The organism is Pedobacter sp. MR22-3 (genome assembly GCF_026240075.1).
Classification (GTDB): domain Bacteria; phylum Bacteroidota; class Bacteroidia; order Sphingobacteriales; family Sphingobacteriaceae; genus Pedobacter.
In genome coordinates, this window is record NZ_JAPIVF010000003.1 from 472,242 (window position 1) to 494,105 (window position 21,864).

The following is a 21,864-nucleotide window of genomic DNA, read 5'->3' on the forward strand; positions in this document are numbered from 1 at the left end:
TAAAGCATGGATGATTACCGTTTAAATATTTTAGAAAAATCGAGCACCGAAATCAACCGTTTACAGTTGCTTTCGGTGTTTTTTGATGAAGAGATTATATATAAAATTTATCTACGGAGCCAGGTTATTCATCAGCTATTTGCCAATAATGAAGAACTGGAAATTGATAAACTGGATCTTTTCCATGTTCAGTTTACAGAAAGTGTAATTGCACTGTTGCGGAAAATAAAAAAGAGCAACGAAAAAAATGTGAGTCTGCTTTATGATGAGATCAGTCTTAATGAAGAACTCATCAGCAGGATTTCCGGTTCGGTCGTTAACCAGCAAAATTACCGTTTAGATCAGCAAAAGCAATCTTTAAAAATTAACCAGTCGTTAAGACGGTTATTCGCTGTGTTATCCGATCTCAGTACCGACTTTCCTTTCTCAAAAAACATGCTTGTATTCAGCTCAAAGTATGCCAACGATTTTTATTTCGATATCAATCCTGATCAGCTTGCCCGGCTGATCGATTTCAGTACGAAGCAGGTTTACACCAATATCAATGCCGTTATAGAAAAGAAACTGATGGGCCTGTTGTGCAAGCATGATTTTCGTACCACCTTTGCCCTGGGTTTAAAGTGTGGCGATTTGGTGATAGAGGTGTATCGTTTCCTGGATACAGACCGGTATTTTATGTTCTTTCCCAGCAGAAACCTATTCCTGTTTTGTGATGTATCCCTGCTCAACGGAATAGAGAAAGAAAATAACCTTTCTGAGAAAGCGCGCATTGTACAGGAACTGGAATATAAAAATGACAAACTTAAAAGCAATGCCGCCGTACTGAAGGTAGCGATTCCGGCAGAGATTACTGCACTGCTGGAAGATAGTTATATGAAAATTTCAGATATCAATTTCTTAAACCACCTCAATAATTTCGACGTACAATCGAATATATTAAAGGCCATGTTAAAAACAGAACTGTTTTAGGTTGGAGTGTAGAATCTCCTTATATAAACTTTATTGTAATGAGGATTTATTCGAATACTCGTCCTTCCGAAGGGGATACCGTATCATCGTTAAGAGGAGTGGAGTCAGCACGATGAGAAGGGTTATTCCCACGGATTCAAATGATCAGCGCAGATTTTTATGAAGCAGATTGCTTCCCCGAAATGTCGGGGCAGGCTGTCGTGACTCCAGCAATGACGATGCCCCTTGAAGATTCGTCTTCGTGAATTAGTTTCGTTATTATGAATGGGTCAGCATGATGCAAAAGCTGGTCCCGCAGATTTAAATGATCAGCGCAGATTTTAACACTTAATTCTGCGGAAATCTTCTAGATCTGCGGGAAAATTATTTGAATAGCCGTTATCTTTAAGATGTTAATCTAAAATAAGGTGCTGAACTAAATTCAGCATGACGGATTGGGTTATCATCTCGTTAATATAGCCAACTTATGTTTAAACAAATCAATTGTTCTGCCCCAGGCCAGTTTCGCCGCTGCCTCATTGTACCTGGTTGGTGAAGTATTGTTATTAAATGCATGGTTCACACCATCGTAAATATAGATTTTATAATCCTTGTTGTTGTCTTTCAAGGCTTTTTCATAGGCTGGAATACCGGCATTAATCCGTTCATCCAGGCCAGCATAATGTAACATTAAGCTGGCTTTAATGCGAGGAACATCTGCCACATTTGCCTGTGCACCATAGTAGGCCACGGCAGCCTGTAATTTTGGATCAGCTACTGCTAACTTATTGGCCATTCCACCGCCCCAGCAAAAACCAACGCAACCCACTTTGCCATTTACATCTTTTCTGTTGCGAAGATATTCCAGGCCTCTTAAGTAGTTTTGCAGGTTCTTTTCCGGATCAAGTTTTCCAATCAGCTCGCGGCCTTTATCTTCATCGGTAGGTGTGCCGCCTAAGGGTGAAAGTGCATCTACACCTAAGGCGATAAAACCTTCAGCTGCTACTCTCTTTGTTACATCGATGATATGTGGATTTAATCCGCGGTTTTCGTGGATCACCAAAACGCAACCCAATTTTCTGCTCGTTTTGGGCTTTGCTAATACGGCCTTCATGTTTCCATCCGTGCCGGCATAGCTAATGTTTTCTACCTCAATTTCATCACTGGTAAAGGCTGCGGCTGCCGCATAATTGTTTTCCAGTAAGGGTAAAATGGTCATGGCCATGGCTGTGCCACCGGCCAGTAAAGCCAGTTTCTTTAAGAAATCCTTTCTGTTCAGTCCGCTATGGGTATATTCATCGTAAAGCGTGATAATTTTCTGATCCATTTTAAATGATTTTTAGTGTTGGTACAAGATAATCAGGTTGGTTGAACTTTTTAACATTTGCTTAAAAATTACAATACATCAATTCCCACTTCCGAATCAGTTCTATCCTGCTTCTGGTGAATTTTGGTGTCAAAAAAGGATTCGACCAATCATCAAAATGGTCGTAAAAGAATTTCAGAAAAAATATATGGAAGCAAATGCCGAGATAAGGTATCGCATCAATTTCATCCGGGCTAAGTTTTCTAACCTGCTGATAGGCATCCAGAAAGATGTTAAAATCTTTAGCCGCCTGTTCTTTGGTGATGGCATTGTTCAGCTGGTGAAAAAAGTAATGATTCAGAAACGACATTAAATCATTCACCAGATAACCATGTCCTGCAAAGTCGAAATCAAAAAAAGTAATTTTTCCTTTTTCATCAAAGTGGAAGTTTTTCGGAAACAGGTCGTAATGGCAATAGCCGGTTGAAAATGATGCGCTATTAAAAGACTTGAATTTTTGAATGACCCGCTGAGCAATATCTTTTAAGTATTCAAAATCTTCAGGCATTTCTTTCAAATGTGGCTCCAGGCTATTTAATGGGTCAAGTAGGGTAGTTTGAAAATTAAAAACAGGCCTTGGATGGCTTAAGGTGATGGCAGATGTGCTGACATGCAATTTTGCAATGTCCGTACCCAGCGTACGCAGTTGCGTTTCATTCAGGTCATAAATGACTTTGCCCGGTGCAAAAGTAAAAAGAATGCCATTCCTTAGCCCTTCTATGGCATTAAACTGCTGGATCTGCCTGTTATGCCGATCTGTTATGGGATAAGATACCGAATGTCCGTCAGCCTTAAGCGCATTCAACAAATAAACTTCCCCGCTGATTTCATCCAGCTTACGGTGCGCATCACGATAAATTTTGAAAATGTATTGGCTTTCGCTGTTTTCTAAAAGATAGGTGTCGCTTACATTTCTGATCAGCAGCCTGCAAGTCGTGTCAGCAGGTAATTGGTAGGCATCTATAAGATGTGCTTGTAAGGCAGCTGATGAAAGGGTAGAATATTGAGCTGGGAACAAACGGTGTTGCATAAGGAGAATGTTTATACTAAGGTAAAGTTTTAAAAATATAGTCCTGATTAAAGGCTACCTTTAAAGCCTCTAGGCATTCAGCTTTAAGATTATCTTTTTCATTGGAAAAAATATTTGATTGCCTCATTGATCGTTATATCAAGAGTAAAGTGGGTACAGCAGAAAACTTTCTGAATCTTACACTATCTGCAAATTTAAAGGAAAATCTCCTCGGTTTATATCACGATCAGGAATTTTTAAACGGGGGAACAGGGAATGAGGTGATCATCAACCAGGATAAGCGCATCAGGAGTGATGTCATTTATTGGCTGGATCGTTCTCATCACAACAAGTATGAAAATGAATTTTTTGATTTAATGGACAAATTTGTGCTTTATCTCAATCACACCTGTTATACCGGCATTACAGACTATGAATTTCACTACGCCCTTTACGAAGCGGGCACCTTTTATCAAAAACATGTTGATCAGTTTCAAAACAATGGTAGCCGTCAATATTCCATGATCCTTTACCTGAATACCGGCTGGGAAGATGGCGATGGGGGAGAACTCTGCATCTATCATGATGACTTTGTGCAAAGTATCTCACCGGAGAGTGGCAAAACTGTATTCTTCAGAAGTGCAGATTTACCCCATGAAGTTTTGATTACCCATAAACCGAGGATGAGCATTACCGGCTGGCTGAAGGTTAGCCTGCCCTGAAGGCTTTTGGCGTACACTGAACTTGGCGTTTAAAAAAGATATTGAAATTGGCAGGATATTCAAAACCAAGGCAATAGGCAATTTCAGAAATATTCCATTCGGTATGCTTTAAAAGAGCAGTGGCTTCTGTGGTAATTCTTTTGGCAATATGCTCTGAAGTGGTTTTTCCTGTTACATCCTTTACCGTGTGGTTAAGGTGGTTCACATGAACAGCTAAACGTAAGGCGAAATCATGTGCCGTTTTTAATTCCAATACATGTTCTGTAGAACCAATCGGGAACTGCCGCTCCAGCAATTCAATAAACAAAGCCGTTAACCTGACTGATGCATTATTTTGCTTAAAGAGACTGTCTTTCGGCTTAACCTTTAAGGCTTCATGAATGATCAGTTGTACATAATTTCGCAGCAGGTCGTATTTATGTACATAATCACCGTCCATTTCTTTCATCATACTGGAGAAAATACCCACCAGCGTTTGTTCCTGTGCTTCATCAATATGAATAACCGGGCAGTCATTAATTCGCCAGATTAAAGAATCACGTAAGCTTTCATTCCGGCTATGGATGAAATTTTCGGTAAATAGACAAAAATATCCGGCAGGTTTCACTGAGGTGCTTTCCCATGAATATGGGATATTGGGATTGGTAAACAATAAGGCCCTTCCTTTAATTTCTATTTGCGCATCCGGATAGTGCAGGATGCCATTACCAATGATGAGCGATATTTTATAAAAATCGCGCCTGCTAAATGCTGAAGGCATATTGGTGCAAACCACCGCACGGTTAAACACATTGAAATGACCGATGTCATCAATCATTCTCAGGCTGGGCGTAGGAATTTCAGGACGGGTAATTTTTAGTTTATTGTAAAAATCCTCCAGGGTTTCTTTTTTATTTAAGGCATTAATTTCCTGATTTCTCGCCAGCATATTAAAACAATTATGAAATCAAATTTAAGATTTAATCGGCATTCCTTCATGCATTTCTTCCGTCGGTTCTGCAACTAATTTGTCACCTTCTGAGAGGTTGCCGAATAACTCCACCCGATCATCTGCTTCCCTGCCTTTTTTAACCGCTATTTTTACCATTTTTCCATCTACAACTTTCAATACAAATAAACCTTCGCTGGTATCCAGCAGTGCTTTTTTAGCCACTACAAAAGTGCCTGTATGGGCAGGTAAGGGAATATTGACTTCTGCTACCATACCGGGCAATAATGTTTTACCCGCATTTGGCACATCCATTTCAATGCGTTCAGAACGGAGGCGTAAATCCAAAGCACCCGAAAGGCGTTTTACTTTAGCTGTAAAATTTTGGTTGGGCAATGATTTAACCGTAAAAGTGATTTCGTCACCAGCCTTTAAATAACCGGTGTAAACTTCGGGTATGGAAACGGCTAACCTCAGGTTTTTCTGGTCCTGAAGCGTAAATAACGGTAGATCTGAGCCCTTGCCGGATGGACCTACATAGGCACCAAGGTTTACATTTCTGGCTGAGATAATTCCGCTGAACGGTGCCCTGATGGTTAAATAATCCTGCACGGAGCCCACTTCTTTGGATGCCGCTCTGGCAGCTTCCAATTGCGCCAGATCTGCGTTCTTTCTAGCCAAGGCCTGATCCAGATCATTTGTTGAAATGGTTCCAGGTGTTTTACTGGTTTCATACAAACGGTTATAGTTTGCTTTGCTGGCCGTATAAATGGCCTCCTGCGCTTTAATCCTGGATTGTGTCGCCGCCAGCTGAGAACTCATTTCAGGTGCCTCCAAAGTCATCAGCAACTGACCTTTGCTCACTTCTGATCCGATATCCACTTTTAGCGATTTAACAAAGCTGCTCACCTTGGCATACAGGTCAACCTGGTGCAGCGCAATCAATTCTCCTGGTAAACTCAGCCGGGTAGACAGCCGTTCTTTTTTTAATTCGAAAGTGGCAATGGTTAAAGGCTTTTCTTTTTTCTTTTCGGCTTTGTTTTCCGTATTTCCGCAACCATATATGGCGGTGATCAGGGTTAATCCTAAAAAAGTAGACAATATTTTTATATTCATGATGGTCGTAATTTATTCGTTTTCTGCTAAACCTTTAATGTAATGTACACTTTCTTCATCCTCCGGATCCAATGACATGGAATCGGTAGTTTCCTTGCCCTGCACCCAGGTAAACACTAGCGGTAAAATAATCAGAACCGCAAATGTAGAGGCCAGTAATCCACCAATTACGGCTCTTCCGAGGGGCGAAACCTGCCCGCCACCTTCACCATGGCCAATGGCCATGGGCATCATGCCCACAATCATGGCCACACTCGTCATAATAATCGGACGAAGCCGCAATGCAGCGGCTTCCCTGGCTGATTCCAGCGCATTGCCATTGTGTTTGCGCAAATGTTCAGCATTGGTGATCAGTAAAACAGCGTTGGCAATGGATACCCCAACCGACATGATAATGCCCATGTAGGATTGCAGGTTAAGCGTGGAACCAGTTAAGGTAAGCAGGAGCAAAGCACCCAGAATTACCGCCGGAACGGTTGCTAAAATTACCAGGGGAACTTTAAACGACTGGAAATTTGCCGCCAGCATTAAAAATATCACCACAATGGCCACCAGTAAGCCAGATTGTAAACTGTCCAGCGTTTCTGTTAATACCTTACCCAAGCCAATAGCCGAAATGTTCAGTCCTCTTGGTAGTTCGCCAATATCCGCAATGGCTTTGTTCACATCTTTAGTAGCAGTTCCCAGATCGGTATGGTAAAGGTTTGCTGTAACCGATAAGAATGGCATGGCGCCCACATTGTCGTTTTCGCCATAAGTTGTATCTGCAGTGATGGTAGCTACATCGCTTAACACCGGGCGTGCAGTATTTTTGAGCAGCGGAATTTCACCAATATCATCCTTACTGGTCATCTGGTTCATGGGTACCTGCACCTGGACGCTGTAAGGCAATCCGATTTTTTCATCCAGCCAGACATTTTTATCTGTGTAACGGGAGGATGATGTTGAGGCAATCAATGATCTCGAAATATCAGCCATATCTACACCAACCTGTGCTGCCCTGGTGCGGTCAATATCGATATTCAGCGACGGATATTTAATGGGTTGAGCCAGCTGCACATCCCTCATGTAGGGAATTTCTTTTAATTCAGCCAGGATTTTGTTGGCATAAAGTTCGTTCTGTTTTTTGTTTTTACCTGCAATACGCACTTCAACCGGGGTTGGAGAGCCCTGGCTTAGTACTTTATCTGTGAGTTCAATCGGCTCAAAGGAAAGTTTTACATCGGGCAGTTTCTCTTTAATTCTGGCCCTCAACTGATCTTTAAAATCATCCATATCGGCTTCGTAATCTTTTAAGCTGACCTGGAAAACAGCTTCATGCGGACCCGCCATAAATAAATAGATCGGGTTTACAGAAAACAGGGCGGGGTGCTGACCAACATACACCGAAGAAATGGAAACGTGTTCTGCCCCAACCATTTTTTTTAGTTCTGCCAAAACGGTATTTGCTTTTTCTTCTGTCCTTTCTAACCGGGTCCCGTCAGGTGCCCTTAACCTAAGCTGAAACTGACTGGAATTTACTTTTGGCAATACATCCCGACCAATATTCATTAGGAGTAGTGCCGCAGAGCCGATAATTACCAGCAGGTAAAGCATCACCACTATCTTCCGGTGGGGAAGAATCCTGTCCAGGAAGCGCATGAAACGGTTCCTGAATTTGTCGAAGAAACCTATTTTGCCATCCCCGCCAGAATCTGCTCTTTCAACGAGCATTTTCTTCTGATTTAAGGTATCTCCCTCGCTTTCCATCGCGATTCCGGTGGCCTCAAAATCAGCCTCATCCTGTGTAATACCCGGGTGATGTGCAGTTCCTTTTTTAGGATGCGCCACCATGAGCCAGTTGGCCATAATGGGCACAAAGGTTTGCGATAACAGGAAAGAAACCACCATAGAGAAGCCTATGGCCAGGGCAAGGGGTAAAAACAATGCACCCGGAATCCCGGTCATGGTGAAGGCTGGTGCAAATACGGCCAGAATACACAATAAGATCAATAGTTTTGGGAAGGCAATCTCTTTACAGGCATCCCAGATGCTAAGTGCTTTGGGTTTTCCCATGTCGAAATGCTGGTGTATGTTTTCAATGGTTACCGTAGACTCATCCACCAGGATACCGATCGCTAACGCCAGGCCGCTTAATGACATGATGTTGATGGTTTGCCCGAATAATTTCAGGAATAAAACGCCTGCAATAATGGAGGTGGGAATGGTGAGGATCACAATTAGGGCTGCTCTTTTATCGCCCAGGAAAAGCAATACCATCAAACCAGTTAAAATGGCACCGATAGCTCCCTCACTAACCAGACTTTTTACGGCATTAATCACATAAACCGACTGGTCAAATTCATAGGATAATTTAACGTCTTCGGGCAGGGTATTTTGTATAGCCGGAAGGTTCTTTTTTAAGTTTTTAACCACATCCCAGGTAGAGGCATCGCCTGATTTGGCAATACTTAAATAAACCGATCGCTTCCCGTTAATAAGGGCATAACCTGCGGTTAAGTCGGCACCATCTTTTACCGTGGCCACATCACGGAGCTGCAGGTTTTGTACCCCGCCTTTAAACAGTGGAATATGTTCAAAATCTTTTATTTTTTTGATCGTGTAATTGGTAGGCGTAATATAATTTTTATCCCCAATGCGGACATTTCCGGATGGTGCAGTCTGGTTATTTAACCTGATGGCTTCTACAATCTGATCAACCGTTAAATTGTGTGAGCGCAAGAGGGTTGGGTCTACATTGATTTCAATGGTCCTGGGGCTACCGCCAAAGGGTGCCGGAGATAAAAGTCCTGGTATGGCAGAGAATGAAGAACGGACGTAAGTATTGGCTAAATCCTGCAGTTCATTATTGGAACGAATGGGACTGCTCAGCACCAGCTGACCTACAGGAAGTGAGGATGCATCGAAACGGATAATAAAAGGCGGCTGCGAACCCGGCGGGAAAATGGCCTGCGCACGATTGGATAAGGCACTTAGTTCGGAAGCCGCCTGCGCCATATTGGTACCTTCATAATAGGTGAGTTTCATCAGCATCAAACCCTGGGTGTTTTTGGTTTCAATACTTTTCACACCATTCGCAAACAGCAGAATATTGATGTATTGCTTGCCAAAATAAGATTCCATCTGCGTGGGCGTATAGCCGCCAAAGGGATGGGCTATGTAGATCACCGGCAAATTCATCTGCGGCAGAATATCAACCTTAATCTGGTTGATGGCCCCGATGCCGAAAAAGAATAAGCCCGCAACTAAAACCAATATGGATATGGGTTTACGTAAGGCAAAACGGATAAGGTTCATGTATGGTGTTGATTAAAATTCGTTAATAAATATGTCGTAATTGCCCAATGCTGCAGATTTTAACAATAAGGCTTGCCAAACATTGGTATAAGCGATGTCGCGGTCGGTTTCAGCCCGGTTTAAAGTGAAGAGCGATTGTGTTAAATCCACCAGTGTGGTCAACCCGTTTTTATACAGCGTGCTTTTTTGCAGATAGGCATCAGATGCCGCCTTTACCTGGATAGGGGCCTCCCTGTAATTTTCGAGGGCATTTTTCAATTTGGCCTCGGCTAGTAAAAGCTGCGCCCTTAACTGCTGGTCGGCCATTTCATATTCTTCCTTCAAACCGGCACTGATAAAGGATTGTGCCCGGACCTGCGGATGGTTTTTGAGCAAAGCACTTAAGTTCCAGGTCATACCTATGCCAATCAAATAGTTTTCACGGGTAGGTTTAATGCCATCAAGATAGCTGCTGGTATAAGCATTTTGGTTGAGCAGGTAGGCGGAGCTAAAACCGGAGCCACGTGTTTGGGTTACCCCGAAAAAAGAAAAGGTGGGATAATACAGTTTCCGGTAATAATTTACCTGCTGATCGCTTACGGCTATCCGGCTTTGATAAAATCTTAATAAAGGATGTGAACTTTTAATGCTGGTGTCGCTCAGCAGGTTGCCGGGGATTCGCGTAATGGAAGCGGTATCTACCTCGTAAGATACAGCACTTAAACCCATTAAAACCCCGAGTTTATTGGCTTGTTCCTGTTCTACATCCCTGGCTTTTGTAAGCGCTATCCTTGCGCTTGATACCTCAGCTTTGGCAAAGGAGGAGTCCACACCGGCGATTAAACCGTTTTTAGCCCTGATTACTGCCGTGTTTTTAAAAATAATGGCCCGCGCTAAATTCTTTTCTTGCGACCGGGTTAAACGCTTTGCAGCAAGCAGATTTAAATAAGCCGCTGAAACCCGGATTTCCTGCTGAAATTTTTCCTGCTCCAGGTCATTCTGGTCTCTCTGATAGGTGGCGCCGGCAATGTTAATGCGCGCACTTACCCGGCCAAAAGTGAAAAAATCCCAGTTGATATTGGCTAAATATAATGCGCCAAAAGCAGCATTCCAGTTCTGGTGATCAAGTGCAGGACCAGACGATGCGGCTCCCAGGCCACCCAAACCATATTGAGGTCCGTTCTGACCATTAATGGTGCCATAATCCTGCTGCGCACTTAAGCTAAAATTTGGAAGATATTCCCGCTTGGCTTGCTGAATGGAAGATTTTGATGCGTTTGCATAATTATCCTTTGCCTTAATGGTACCATAGTTGGTTAAAGCAGTGTTTACAGCTTCTTTTAAGCTTATTTTTTGTGCTTTTGCAGTTAATGAAAGAAAGATAAGGGATGAAACGGCAAAATAGGATAAAGACTTGCGAAACATATGGTATAATTTACACCGCAAATGTAAATTATGGCTACAATATCCAATTATTTAGTTCAAATCAAAAATTATGCGAATCAAATAATCATCGAAATGTTACGTGGGGCCAGTGAAATTGGGGTGATCAAAAAAATACTGGTTAACGTTGCGCATGATACTTACCATGCGTGTTCTTCTGCATATTTTTTAAAATTGTTTAAGATAGACTGCCAGCCTTCTTTCTGCATTTCAATTGGATTTTGATTTTCCGGATCGAAAACTTCTGTCACTTTGGTCTGTCCGTTAATTTCTTCAAATGTAATATCCACCTGCCGCCCGTCGGCTAATTGATAGGCGATGCGTTTATGTGCATCAACTACACCATAAATGCCTTCAAAATCAAACTGCATACTGCCATCTTTTGCAGCCATGGTGGTTTTAAATTTTCCATCCACTTTCAGGTCATTTTCAGCATATGGAACATGCCAGTCGCTGGAAGCAAAGGTCCATTCGGTAAGGTGTTGCGGCTGCGTCCAGAATGTCCAGACTTTTTCAACAGGGACATCAATCAGTGTTTCTACTTTTATGGGTTGGAGATGATTCATGGTGAGATCTTTACCTAAAGATAAATAATTTCAACGTATTTAAAAGATTGAAATCATAAATTAAAGCAGGTGAATGACGTTAACAGGTATAAATAATTTAAAATTAACTTTCAGATTACATGCAACACGCAGACTTACCATATTTTTGGTGCTTTCGCAGAAGATAGTTTAGAGCGCGGAAACCAACATTTAAACAAAAATGAAATATCTAGTAAAAGAAATAAGTGATGGAAATTGCGACATCACTTTATTGCCAGAAGATCTGAATGATCGGAATCTGTTAGCAGAAAACACCATGTACACAGAAAAAGATTACGAAAAAACCATTCAATTTCATTACGAACACGCATTGAAGGCAAAGGTTCACACCAATGCGGCCTTTGTATCTTTAAATGAAAAGGAAAGCAATTATCCTAAACGGGTGAATGTGAACTACCAGATCATTTACAGCTAGTGATCTTAAAAAAAACAGTATCGAACCCCGATACTGTTTTTTTGTTTACCGTCAGCTGAGATAAAGAAAGTATTTATCGAAACATTCAGATTTTCGCATTGTTGTTTCCTTAATCAAAGCGAAATGATATGAGTAATAAAACAGTACACTCATCCCCTCTGGATGAAGTAAATGAAAGAAAAGAAAAAGATCAGGAACAGTTAAGCCAGCAGGCACTGGGCAACACAGATGTAACCGAAACAGCAGATGTACAGGCAAACGATGACCTACTGCGCACACCCAAAACAACCGGAACAGGGGGTAACCCAGCAGGTGCAGCACCAAACTCCTTAATTGTACATGAAGATGAAAGTGGGGAAGACCGCTATGAAGAAGGGAAAACAAATGCAGATAACGAAGAAAAATAAATTGTTTTATAAATGATATTATGGCAGAAGTTAAATTTCAACATGATGGGGAGGAGCCTGCCGCATTCAACCTGTTTGATGAGGATAAGAAAATTGGCGAAATGATCGTGGAGATTCTGGGTGGTGATCTAAAAGTATATCACACAGAAGTAGATGAAGATCAGGAAGGGAAGGGATATGCTAAACTGCTGTTAGCGGCCATGAGTAATTATGCCCGTTCCAATCAATTGAAGGTAATTCCCTTATGCACTTACGTGGCGACACAGTTTAAGCGCCATCCTGATGAATATCAGGATATTTGGAATAAAGAGGTGAAACCCGAATTTTAACTGCCTTGCTTATTTAAGGGGGAAGTGTTTAGCTGGAATGTTTTAAATGGCGGGTGATGAAATTTTAGAAGACAGTGATGGAGAATACTTCGATTTTCTTAAAGCAAATATGCCCAAGCAATCTGTTATATAAAGGGAATTGTTGTTATTCTTGTAATGTTGGGCAATCATATTTTCGAGCATAAAATTTAATACATATCTGAAGCAAGTGCTTGATTCAGATTATCTGGATTATTTTGCTGTTGTCTCATATTTAATAGCAGTTATTTGTTGAAATCATAATTTTGTATTTATATTTATCATACAAAAAAAAACTGATTAATCACTCTTAACACTCTCATTAAATGGAAAATTATCTCCATGGTCTGCTTGATGAAAGCGCAGACCCTGTTATCCAACAGTATCTTCATTACATCCGCACACAAATTCCTGACCCCAAAAAGAAAAAAAAGGTATTGATCATTGGCGCCGGCATGGCAGGTATGGTTGCCGGGGCCATGTTAAAGCAGGTTGGGCATGAGGTTACTATCGCAGAAGCCAATACTCGTGTTGGCGGACGGATCAAAACCTTCCGCAATACCGCCGGAAAAAAGTATTTCGAAGATGACTCCCTGTATTGCGAAGCGGGTGCCATGCGCATTCCCAGCATCCACCTGATGGTCATGGAATATATTAAACAGCTTGAACTGAAAACAGAACCCTTTTACTATGTTTCGGTAAATAAAGAACAGGCCATCGCCTACAAAAATGGCACCCGCAAAGATTTGCCCGAACAGGAACGGAAATCACTCTTGTTTGTGAATTACCTTAGGGTGATCCAAAGTGAATATTATAAAAAAGGTGTTGATGTGAACCAGTTACTGGATTATCACCTGGAAACCAGTCCCAATAACTTTGAAAACCAGCGTGCTGATCAGCTGCTGGGTACATTGCTTAATCCATTAAAAGCGTTTCTGGCGCAAAACCCTGAAAAAAACTGGCCGATATTGATCGAGCGCTATGGCAATTATTCGATGATGCGCTTTTTAATGGAGTCGCTGTATTCGCAGAATGCCATAGAAATGATCGCCGTGTTGCAAAACCTGGAATCGCGTCTGGCCTATGATTTTATCCAGAGTTTTATCGAATCCAACGTGATTAAGGATGATACCCAGTTTTGGCAGATTATTGGCGGTACAGACTTGCTGACCACCGGATTTTTCGAAAAGCATGAACTGCACCAGAACATTTATTTTAATTGCCATGTCACCAAACTCTGGATCAATGAAAAAACGGGAAAGGTTAAAATCACCACCGACCGCGAAAAAGACCATCAAACGAAACATCCGGAAAAAGATGAATACACCGTGCACAGCCACAGACTTGACAGCATGGAATTTGATGAAGTAATCGTTACCATTCCTTTTTCAGCATTCCGGATGGTGCATGTGTGGCCGAAATTCAGTCAGGAAAAACGAAGAGCGATACGTGAACTCCATTACGATTCTGCAACCAAGGTATTGCTCGAATTTAAGGAGCGCTGGTGGGAAAAAGAACCTTATGGTATAGTTGGCGGTGGTACCATTACTGACCTGTCCAACAGGTTTGTTTATTATCCAAGCCAGGATATTGGTAAAGACGGGCACGGTTTGATGCTGGCCTCCTATTGCTGGTCTGATGAGGCGAGCCGATGGGATTCTATGAGTGATATCGACAGGTACAATATTGCATTGGACAATGTGGCCGTTATCCACGCACCTCAGGACCTGGCCGAACAAAAGCGGATCAAAAGTCTGGCAGTACTGCATGTCACCCGTGGTGAAGAAAAGAAAGACCAGAGCAATAATGCCGATCCCGGTAATATTATAGGCGGTGCAACCCAAAGCTGGATGCAGGACCCTTATGCTTTCGGCGAAGCAGCCATATTTAACCCCGGCCAGTTGCATTTACTGCAAAAGCATATTGTAAAAACAGAATGGGAGGGGAAGGCCCATTTCGCCGGTGAACATGCCTCTTTGAAACATGCATGGATAGAAGGAGCTATTGAATCAGGAATACGCACGGCACTTGAGGTCAATGAAACACCTGTTTACCTGAATGAGCTGAAGGAAGCTGCTGTTCATGGTGATTCACCTGTAATTAATCCGTTGGCTGTTGATCTTAAATCCTGAGCACCATGGAAAATTTAACAGACATGACCGTTGCAAAATATTTGGTATTGCGGCTGAAGGAGCTTGGCCTGACCCATTTATTTGGGATAGCGGGTAATTATTCGGCTCCTTTTTTAAATACCATTGATGAAGATGAAAGCGCAGATAAAATAAACATTATAGGCGACACGAATGAAATTAATGCCGGCCATTGCGCCGATGCCTATGCCAGGCTGAAAGGTTTTGCTGCCGTAGCAGTGACCTATGGCGTGGGTGCTTTTACCTTGCTGAATGCTACGGCAGGTTCGTATGTAGAGCATTGCCCGGTACTGGTGATCAATGGTTCGCCCACCAATGCCGATCAGATGAAAAGTATTGGTGAAGGCCTGCTGGCCTCACACATGACCGGCGACATGTACAGCAACATCAACGTATATCGCCATGTTACCGTTGCTGCAGAGCTGGTGATGAGCAGTGTAGATGCACCCTATAAAATAGACGCTGTACTGATGGCCTGCCTGATTTATGGCCGGCCGGTTTATCTCGAGGTTTTTGAAGATGTATGGCGCATGCCTTGTGAAGCACCGAAGCATAAACTGGCGATTAATGGTTATAAGCGTTGCACGCAAAATGCTGTGGAGGCCGCAAAGAAAACGGTAGAACTGATTAAGGAATTTGGTGCGCCCATTTTTTGGGCCGGTGAAGAAATTCAGCGGAAAGGCTTACAGGAAGAATTTCTAAAGTTAGTGGAAGAGACGAAGATTGAATTTACCACTTCCATTATGGGCAAATCAGTCGTTTCAGAAAGCAACCGGTATTTCCGGGGTGTTTTTAATGGCAATGCTTCTCCAAAAGATGTGCAGGAACGGTTTAAAAAAGCCGGTGTCAAAATCGGGCTCGGTGCCTGGACCACAGGTAAAAACCTGGGTGGCTTTAATATTTGGGGGGAGCATACCGTCCTGGCCAACCATTCGTCGGTGCGGATCGGTGCACAGTTTGAACCCAACGTATCATTGGGCGATTTTATGAGCGAACTGCGCAGGCAACTCAAAGACGTAGCGTATAAACCCCATCATATGTACGATAGTAGTCAGAAAGTGGCCGATGCAACTTTTGTGGTTGAACCACGGAAGAAAGATGCTGATTTGCCGATCACCTACGACAGCTTTTTTGGCCGGATGAATCAATTCATCACGACAGATCATGTGGTGGTTTCTGATTCCGGCTTTTCCTTACTGGGTGCGCAAGGTTTGCGTATTAAAGAAGCCAATGGTTTTGTGGCGCAGGCCTCGTGGCTTTCTATTGGTTATTCGGTACCAGCTGCCGTAGGCGTCAAGTGTGCCTTACCTGAAAAGCAGGTGATTGTTTTTGTGGGTGATGGAGCTTTCCAGGAAACCTGTCAGGCCATCAGCAACCAGGCCAGACTGGGGCACAATACCATTGTATTTGTACTGGACAACACCATTTATGGGATTGAACAAATGCTCACGAATCCAAACCCTTTCAGAGCGGCCGATAAAAAAATAAATTATCCGGTAGAGCATATGAACGAGGTTTACCCTTATAATAAAATGCATCAGTGGAAATACGCCAAATTAGCAGATGTTTTTGGTGGCAAAGGTTTCGAAGTGTCTACTATGAATGAGCTGGAAGATGTGCTTAAAAAACTTGATGTAAAAGACACCAATTTTATTGTGCATGTGCATTTGCCCGAGGTGGATATTCCGGAAGCCATTGCCTATAAAAATGACCGGCCAGGTGAAGATGAGGTACTGAACAAAGACTGGTCATTATGCGGATAACATCTGATGAGGCCGTTAAAGGTCGGATATAGATGTATCTGCGCCTTAATGGCTTTTCAATTCAATACGTCAGCCTCTACATATTCGTCATGAGGGGCTGACGCTTTCTCAAATCAAAAATTTCATTCATTTATTCATGCTGATCAATACAGGTTAACAGGCAAAACAGGCTGCTTTTTAAGCCGAGGAATTGTTTAAAAGGGCTCTTTAGCCATGTTATCTTCCGGATCACAACAGGTATTTAAATTACAATTTAACGATGTCAAAAATTTTAGACTTCCTCTCTAAGCTGGATGTAAGCTATGAAAACGGCGTTTCGGAACGCGAGCAGATTCGTCCGCATATGGAAAGTATGCGCAGTCAGTTTGAAGAATTGGCCGATCGGCCGGATATTATAGACACCATAAGCGAAGGATTTCCGCCGTTGCTTCAGATTGAAAAAAAAGAGATCACCTATCAGGGTAAAACCTACTATTATGATCAACAGAGAAAAATCCATAACCGCTATTACCGGTTTATGCCAAAATATATTGCGATGTGTTTTACAACGCAGCATGTACAGAGCATTGTGAAGATGATCCCTTTTTTCGATGGGCCGATCAGGGTTTGTTCCGGCAGACATGATCATGAAGGGGAGTGCATGGGTACAGATGCCCTGGTGATAGACCTTTCTGGTATGAACAGTGTGCAGGTTTTTAATCTGGAAAAGGAACAGGATAACAATTACGCCATCATTGACCCGGGCATCCAGTTTATTGATCTGATTACGCAGTTAAATCAGGATGGAGTAGGAATCCCGCATGGTACCTGCCATTCGGTAAGGGTTGCCGGATTTTCATTTGGTGGTGGCTGGGGACCATGGACACGCGCCAAAGGCATGGGCTGCGAAAGCCTGGCCGGCGTAACCATTGTTTTAGGTGATGGAACAGTAAAGGAATTATGGGATGAAAAACTGTTGCCCAAAAAAGCAAATGGCGAGCCGGTAGCCAGCATAACCGATGATGACCGGAAATTGCTGTGGGCACTCCGTGGCGGCGGTGGCATGAGCTATGGAATTGTGACCAGTTTAGTCTATAAAACATTTCAGCTTCCCCCTTACACCACCAAATTTACCGTGTCCTGGAAAAATGGAAAGGCATTGGAAATACTGGAAAAGTGGGAAGAAATTATCAGTGGCGACAACCCTGATCTGCTGGGTACTAACTTAAAAATAATGGCTAAATCAGGCGATGATCAATCAACTGGTCAGGAATGCTATTTTTATGGGTATTACCAGAGCAGTGATGTTGACCAAAATGCGATCCGGAAAGTAATTGGCCAATGGTTCCATTCTGATTTGACGCCTGATGATGTGACGTTCCAGGATGGATTATCAGCAGATCCCGGTGAGAATGGATTAAATAGCAACAGTTTCTGGGGCGGTCTTTCTGCCTGGGACCGGGTGATTGACTGGAAAGATAACAACAATTCACCGCTTCAGTATTCAGGATTGAAAAGCTATGAATTTATTCCGCCAGAGGTTGATGATCCTGCACCGCGGAAAATTACATCAAAGCTGGTGAAGGCAGGTCATGAAGGCGGCGGACTGGGTAAAGCCGGTCGGGAAATTTTAATTCAAAGTCTGCAGTCTGATTTGCTCGAACAGAAAGGATTTGATGCCGGGTTAGCCTGTTATATCACCCTCGGGGCTATTTCAGGCTCCTTTTATACAGAATATAACAGTGAGATCAATAAAAAGAAAAGAGGTGAATATGATGGCAGTGCATTTCCATACAAAAGCAGTCCCTACACCATACAGTATCAGGTATGGTGGAACCAGAACGGGGTTAATAAACAGGCAGACCAGTATGTAAATAAAGCATTGGACTGGTTGGAATGGTGCCGGGATCTTGATTTTCCGCAAACATACGGTGCATTTATCAGCTTCAAAGATGCCAGCATCCCTACTGCTGTGTATTTTCAGGAGAGTTATGCCAAGCTGAAAGACATCAAGAAAAATTATGCAAATGATCCGTTAAACAGGTTAAGCACCCGCAAAACCATTATTTAGCTTAAAACCACAAACAGAATTTCCACTCCGGCTGCTTATGCGGGCGTTTTTCCTGGAAGATATGAGTCCTGCTTGAATCTTCCAGGGATGTGAAATCAATTTCAGCAGCTGCAAATTAAGTATTGAATTCCTGCTTCATTTTATACGGGTATACTTTAGTCTCTGCCCGTTTCTGCCAGAATACGGATTCCGGCCAGCGTTGTTCTTGCCGGTAGTGTTGATTGCGCTGATCAATATATTGCTGCCAGGAATTGTCAATGTGGTTTTGATACAGCACCGCCGCGCTCATGTCATGGCCATTGCTTTTTAACATGGCCAATGCTGTTTTTCCGGCTTTAATGCCAGTTGAAAGGCTTTTGTAAATGCCCTGCGCAGCAATTGGATCAAAGCAGAGGGCAGCATCGCCGGCAGCCAGCCAATGTTTTCCATACACTTGTTCCAAACGGGAGGAGTAGACCGGAAATTTATAAAAGCAATGATCGTTTAGCGCAACCGGCGCTAAATGGGCAGCAAGGAGTTGGGTTTGGCTAATGCCTTTGGAAAAATTTTCAGCCATAGCCACATTGATTTGCCGGAGCACCGGGGCTTCGGTGATATACATACTGACCAGTTTATCTTCCGGTAGTTTGGCTGCATACCACCATCCGTTTTGATCTGCTTCTAACAGGGTTTGGGCAGTCAGTTTTCCGGCGGTGATGGAACTGAACCTGAGTAAACCGATCAGTTGATCCTGAAGATGTGTTTTGATGCCTAACGAACGGGCAAAGTGCGCACCAGGTCCGGATGCATCGATCACCATTTTTGCACGTAAGCTGTAATTTTGCCGTTTAACACGGTCATACAGGGTAAGCTCAAAACCATCGAGAGCGGGTTGCCGGCTCAGGTATTGTGTTTTCCAGGCGATATCGATTTGATGCCGGCTTACCGCTTCCACCAGCATGCAGTCAAATACCGGCCGGTTTAGCCGCCACGGCGGACCCATCGGGTCAAGTACCGAATCATTAAATCCGGCCAGGTGACGCCCCCAAACCGATACATGACCAGGATAGGCAAAATGGTTTGCACGGTCAAAAATGTCCCTTAAACCTAAAAAACTGATGCAAGACAGGGCGGCGGGTGGGATGCTTTCCCCCGCCCTGATCTTGTCAGCCTTTCCCGAATCGATAACCAGCACCTGTACATCAGCATGTTTTTTCAGGGTTAGGGCTGCTGCAAGCCCGGCCGGCCCGGCTCCAATGATCACTACATCATATGCTGCGCTCCGCATCAAATGGGGTTGTTGGCAGAAGGACTGGTGTTAAAGGGCCATTCCAGTGCCGGGTTATCCGGTATGATGGTTTCATCAAACTGGTTTTGTACCTCAAGGTAATAATCCGGATCGTAGTCAGGTCCAATCACCGTACCCTGCACAACAATGCCCAGCTTATCCCAGTCTTTTACAGATTGATTGGCTTTCTGGAAAGTACTGGCACTTTTAGGATCCAGCGAATAAGTACCTTTTCCCCTGATGGCCCATTGCTGTTTAGGTAAAACATTATTAACCACCTGGCTGGATACGTAAACCGCATCAGGGCGTTGTGCGGGCCACGACCAATACAGGGTTGTACCATTGCCATTCGTTTTATTTACGCCGTTGGTATTGATACTTGGCTGGTGTATGGAACAGGAATTATAGTCCGTTTGCCAGGGTATGGCCATGAACTTGGTCATATCACCGGGTTCCAGACCACTCAGGTCTTCCTGTAGCGGAAACCATCCGGCAGTTAAAAATGGCGCTTTATTCGCTGAAGCATAATTTAGGGGGCTGGCTTTCAATCTGAACGGTCCTGCGCCGGTTGTTTGCCAGTCCTGCTGGTAAATATCTGTTGATCTCACGATATAACTCATTTCAATGCCGGGTACATACCGGCCGCCGAGGCAGTTGCTCAGGGATGCCATATCCAGGTATTCACCCTTGCCGAGCTGCTGGCCCTCACCATCAATAAATTGGTGCCTGCTCCATTGTTCCAAAAAGAAATACTGGGTTTTGGTCACCGTCAGGAAGGATGTTCCGGCATCGCCCACTGATAAAGGCATGAGCGGTACACCGGTGTTCACTTCAGACTGTGGGGTGCCTGTAAGGTTCGGATTTCTGATAAAATTCAGTCCGGCCATGATGGTTTTGTCAGGGTTGTCCGCGCCGGTGATGGCATCCACGGCTTCATGTGCTTTAACGGCCATTCGGGGTAGGTTTACGGTCCAGCGTTGCAGTAACGCAGCCCTGAATACCGGCCTCACCATGCTTTCAAATGCCGGGAGAAAGGCCGGATTAAAACTTTCGGCATCAAACAGTTCCGGCTGCAGGTTCATTTCCCTTACCCAGGTATCATAAACATCATCCCAGGTGGAAACAACATTGCGGATCTGCGGCGCATAAGCCGGATCGCAGCAAACCACCCAGGCATTAAAAGCCTCCTGAAAGCTGCCATCTTCAAAGACAATGGTGGCAGATACAGGCCCATCGGCAGCGTCATCATACCAGCTGGCGTTATTAAGATCGCCTGTGCAAGGTACCGGATCGCCATATTCATCTATTCCTGCAGCGGTATGGCCATGAGCAGCCAATACCAGTAATCTGCCTTGCTCGTCTGTTAGCGCCTCACCCAATGAATCGAGTTTGCCAGCGGGGTAATGCAGTTCGCCGGCAGGGAAGGTGACCGGATAGGCGGTGATTTCCTCAATCTTTCCATTTGAACAATAACTGGCCGGGGTTTTTGCATTGAATTTGGCTTTATTATTCGCAATGGCGGAAACAGCCCTCGGACCAGGATCAATCACCAGGTTTCTTAAGCGGATCGGGTCTGCTACAGTACCTGTTGTACCGTATACTTGCGGGTTGCGCAATTGCGGAAAACCGTCCTGGAATGCATTGATACCCACCAGCGGTACCACATTGTAGGAAGCAGCCTTTTTATTGGCCAGGTGCACCGTCCAGATGATATCTTTAACCACCCGTCCGTCAGCAAGCGTGGTCCCCTTAACTACTTCCGCAGGTTTGGCGGGGCAGGGATAAGCATCGGGTCCGTCTAATTCATAATAATATAAGCGGAAGCGGGCCGCCTGTCTTTTAAGGTAACCATCCTCATCGCGAAGGTCGGTCGCCGCTATGGCTTCATTTTCCGTTCCTGGTTTAATAGGCAGTCCTCCCGTCGTTGCCGAACCCGCCAGCGGCAAGCCGGCACTGGTTTCTGGCGAAAGATAATACGCTTTACTGGAGCCTATGCGCGCAAAATTAATGGTAGGGTGTATGCGGAATACTTTATTTACTGACATGGTTTGA

The 21,864-nt window shown here is 43.7% G+C and carries 17 protein-coding genes; 8 read left to right on the top strand and 9 right to left on the bottom strand.

Annotated elements, in window-relative coordinates; genetic code table 11:
* The first annotated feature begins 6 nt into the window (after positions 1-6).
* A complete protein-coding gene (locus tag OQ267_RS08985) occupies positions 7-969 on the top strand; it encodes a hypothetical protein (protein WP_265835622.1) in 963 nt (320 codons plus the stop codon).
* Between the two features lie 442 nt (positions 970-1,411).
* On the opposite strand, the gene OQ267_RS08990 is transcribed toward OQ267_RS08985, so the two are convergent.
* Positions 1,412-2,275 (bottom strand): dienelactone hydrolase family protein, encoded by an 864-nt coding sequence (locus tag OQ267_RS08990; protein ID WP_265835623.1) that lies wholly within the window; start codon positions 2,273-2,275, stop codon positions 1,412-1,414.
* Between the two features lie 61 nt (positions 2,276-2,336).
* On the bottom strand, positions 2,337-3,344 hold the full coding sequence (locus tag OQ267_RS08995) for a phosphotransferase enzyme family protein (protein WP_265835625.1): 1,008 nt from the start codon (positions 3,342-3,344) through the stop codon (positions 2,337-2,339).
* Between the two features lie 101 nt (positions 3,345-3,445).
* Here OQ267_RS08995 and OQ267_RS09000 point away from each other — a divergent pair, with 101 nt between their 5' ends.
* A complete protein-coding gene (locus OQ267_RS09000; RefSeq protein ID WP_265835626.1) occupies positions 3,446-4,045 on the top strand; it encodes a 2OG-Fe(II) oxygenase in 600 nt (199 codons plus the stop codon).
* Here OQ267_RS09000 and OQ267_RS09005 read toward each other — a convergent pair.
* From OQ267_RS09005 to OQ267_RS09025, 5 genes are all read right to left on the bottom strand, one after another.
* Positions 4,032-4,973 carry a helix-turn-helix domain-containing protein gene (locus tag OQ267_RS09005; protein ID WP_088302832.1) on the bottom strand — a complete coding sequence of 314 codons (942 nt, stop codon included), beginning with the start codon at positions 4,971-4,973 and terminating at the stop codon, positions 4,032-4,034. The two genes, OQ267_RS09000 and OQ267_RS09005, sit on opposite strands and share 14 nt — an antisense overlap.
* Positions 4,974-4,997: 24 nt before the next feature.
* Entirely contained in the window at positions 4,998-6,089 is a 1,092-nt protein-coding gene (locus OQ267_RS09010) for an efflux RND transporter periplasmic adaptor subunit (protein WP_265835627.1), read from the bottom strand.
* A 12-nt stretch (positions 6,090-6,101) separates the two neighbouring features.
* Positions 6,102-9,386 carry an efflux RND transporter permease subunit gene (locus tag OQ267_RS09015; RefSeq protein WP_265835628.1) on the bottom strand — a complete coding sequence of 1,095 codons (3,285 nt, stop codon included), beginning with the start codon at positions 9,384-9,386 and terminating at the stop codon, positions 6,102-6,104.
* A gap of 12 nt (positions 9,387-9,398) precedes the next feature.
* Positions 9,399-10,790, bottom strand: coding sequence for a TolC family protein (locus OQ267_RS09020; protein WP_265835629.1), 1,392 nt, complete (start codon positions 10,788-10,790; stop codon positions 9,399-9,401).
* Positions 10,791-10,948: 158 nt separating this feature from the next.
* Positions 10,949-11,374, bottom strand: a complete 426-nt coding sequence (locus OQ267_RS09025) for an SRPBCC family protein (RefSeq protein ID WP_088302836.1) — start codon at positions 11,372-11,374, stop codon at positions 10,949-10,951.
* 199 nt (positions 11,375-11,573) lie between these two features.
* Between OQ267_RS09025 and OQ267_RS09030 the strand changes: the two genes are divergently transcribed.
* From OQ267_RS09030 to OQ267_RS09055, 6 genes are all read left to right on the top strand, one after another.
* On the top strand, positions 11,574-11,828 hold the full coding sequence (locus OQ267_RS09030) for a hypothetical protein (protein WP_088302837.1): 255 nt from the start codon (positions 11,574-11,576) through the stop codon (positions 11,826-11,828).
* A 128-nt stretch (positions 11,829-11,956) separates the two neighbouring features.
* Positions 11,957-12,235: a hypothetical protein gene (locus tag OQ267_RS09035; RefSeq protein ID WP_265835630.1), complete on the top strand. Its 279-nt coding sequence runs from the start codon at positions 11,957-11,959 to the stop codon at positions 12,233-12,235.
* Between the two features lie 20 nt (positions 12,236-12,255).
* Positions 12,256-12,564 carry a GNAT family N-acetyltransferase gene (locus OQ267_RS09040; RefSeq protein WP_265835631.1) on the top strand — a complete coding sequence of 103 codons (309 nt, stop codon included), beginning with the start codon at positions 12,256-12,258 and terminating at the stop codon, positions 12,562-12,564.
* Between the two features lie 344 nt (positions 12,565-12,908).
* Positions 12,909-14,714 (top strand): flavin monoamine oxidase family protein, encoded by a 1,806-nt coding sequence (locus tag OQ267_RS09045; protein WP_265835632.1) that lies wholly within the window; start codon positions 12,909-12,911, stop codon positions 14,712-14,714.
* Positions 14,715-14,719: 5 nt separating this feature from the next.
* Positions 14,720-16,495 (top strand): alpha-keto acid decarboxylase family protein, encoded by a 1,776-nt coding sequence (locus OQ267_RS09050; protein ID WP_265835633.1) that lies wholly within the window; start codon positions 14,720-14,722, stop codon positions 16,493-16,495.
* Between the two features lie 259 nt (positions 16,496-16,754).
* Positions 16,755-18,545, top strand: coding sequence for an FAD-binding oxidoreductase (locus OQ267_RS09055; protein ID WP_265835634.1), 1,791 nt, complete (start codon positions 16,755-16,757; stop codon positions 18,543-18,545).
* A 115-nt stretch (positions 18,546-18,660) separates the two neighbouring features.
* Here the strand turns inward: OQ267_RS09055 and OQ267_RS09060 are convergent, their stop codons facing one another.
* Together OQ267_RS09060 and OQ267_RS09065 are read right to left on the bottom strand one after the other, a co-directional pair.
* Positions 18,661-19,812, bottom strand: a complete 1,152-nt coding sequence (locus OQ267_RS09060; RefSeq protein ID WP_265835635.1) for an FAD-dependent monooxygenase — start codon at positions 19,810-19,812, stop codon at positions 18,661-18,663.
* Positions 19,812-21,857: a LodA/GoxA family CTQ-dependent oxidase gene (locus tag OQ267_RS09065; RefSeq protein WP_265835636.1), complete on the bottom strand. Its 2,046-nt coding sequence runs from the start codon at positions 21,855-21,857 to the stop codon at positions 19,812-19,814. The genes OQ267_RS09060 and OQ267_RS09065 overlap by 1 nt, the downstream gene beginning before the upstream one ends.
* Positions 21,858-21,864 lie beyond the last annotated feature (7 nt).

Bases quoted from the DNA above. Each gene is read 5' to 3' on its own strand.
- OQ267_RS08985 (WP_265835622.1), top strand. From the start codon at position 7: ATGGATGATTACCGTTTAAATATTTTAGAAAAATCGAGCACCGAAATC.
- OQ267_RS08990 (WP_265835623.1), bottom strand. From the start codon at position 2,275: ATGGATCAGAAAATTATCACGCTTTACGATGAATATACCCATAGCGGA.
- OQ267_RS08995 (WP_265835625.1), bottom strand. From the start codon at position 3,344: ATGCAACACCGTTTGTTCCCAGCTCAATATTCTACCCTTTCATCAGCT.
- OQ267_RS09005 (WP_088302832.1), bottom strand. From the start codon at position 4,973: ATGCTGGCGAGAAATCAGGAAATTAATGCCTTAAATAAAAAAGAAACC.
- OQ267_RS09010 (WP_265835627.1), bottom strand. From the start codon at position 6,089: ATGAATATAAAAATATTGTCTACTTTTTTAGGATTAACCCTGATCACC.
- OQ267_RS09015 (WP_265835628.1), bottom strand. From the start codon at position 9,386: ATGAACCTTATCCGTTTTGCCTTACGTAAACCCATATCCATATTGGTT.
- OQ267_RS09020 (WP_265835629.1), bottom strand. From the start codon at position 10,790: ATGTTTCGCAAGTCTTTATCCTATTTTGCCGTTTCATCCCTTATCTTT.
- OQ267_RS09025 (WP_088302836.1), bottom strand. From the start codon at position 11,374: ATGAATCATCTCCAACCCATAAAAGTAGAAACACTGATTGATGTCCCT.
- OQ267_RS09030 (WP_088302837.1), top strand. From the start codon at position 11,574: ATGAAATATCTAGTAAAAGAAATAAGTGATGGAAATTGCGACATCACT.
- OQ267_RS09035 (WP_265835630.1), top strand. From the start codon at position 11,957: ATGAGTAATAAAACAGTACACTCATCCCCTCTGGATGAAGTAAATGAA.
- OQ267_RS09040 (WP_265835631.1), top strand. From the start codon at position 12,256: ATGGCAGAAGTTAAATTTCAACATGATGGGGAGGAGCCTGCCGCATTC.
- OQ267_RS09045 (WP_265835632.1), top strand. From the start codon at position 12,909: ATGGAAAATTATCTCCATGGTCTGCTTGATGAAAGCGCAGACCCTGTT.
- OQ267_RS09050 (WP_265835633.1), top strand. From the start codon at position 14,720: ATGGAAAATTTAACAGACATGACCGTTGCAAAATATTTGGTATTGCGG.
- OQ267_RS09055 (WP_265835634.1), top strand. From the start codon at position 16,755: ATGTCAAAAATTTTAGACTTCCTCTCTAAGCTGGATGTAAGCTATGAA.
- OQ267_RS09060 (WP_265835635.1), bottom strand. From the start codon at position 19,812: ATGCGGAGCGCAGCATATGATGTAGTGATCATTGGAGCCGGGCCGGCC.
- OQ267_RS09065 (WP_265835636.1), bottom strand. From the start codon at position 21,857: ATGTCAGTAAATAAAGTATTCCGCATACACCCTACCATTAATTTTGCG.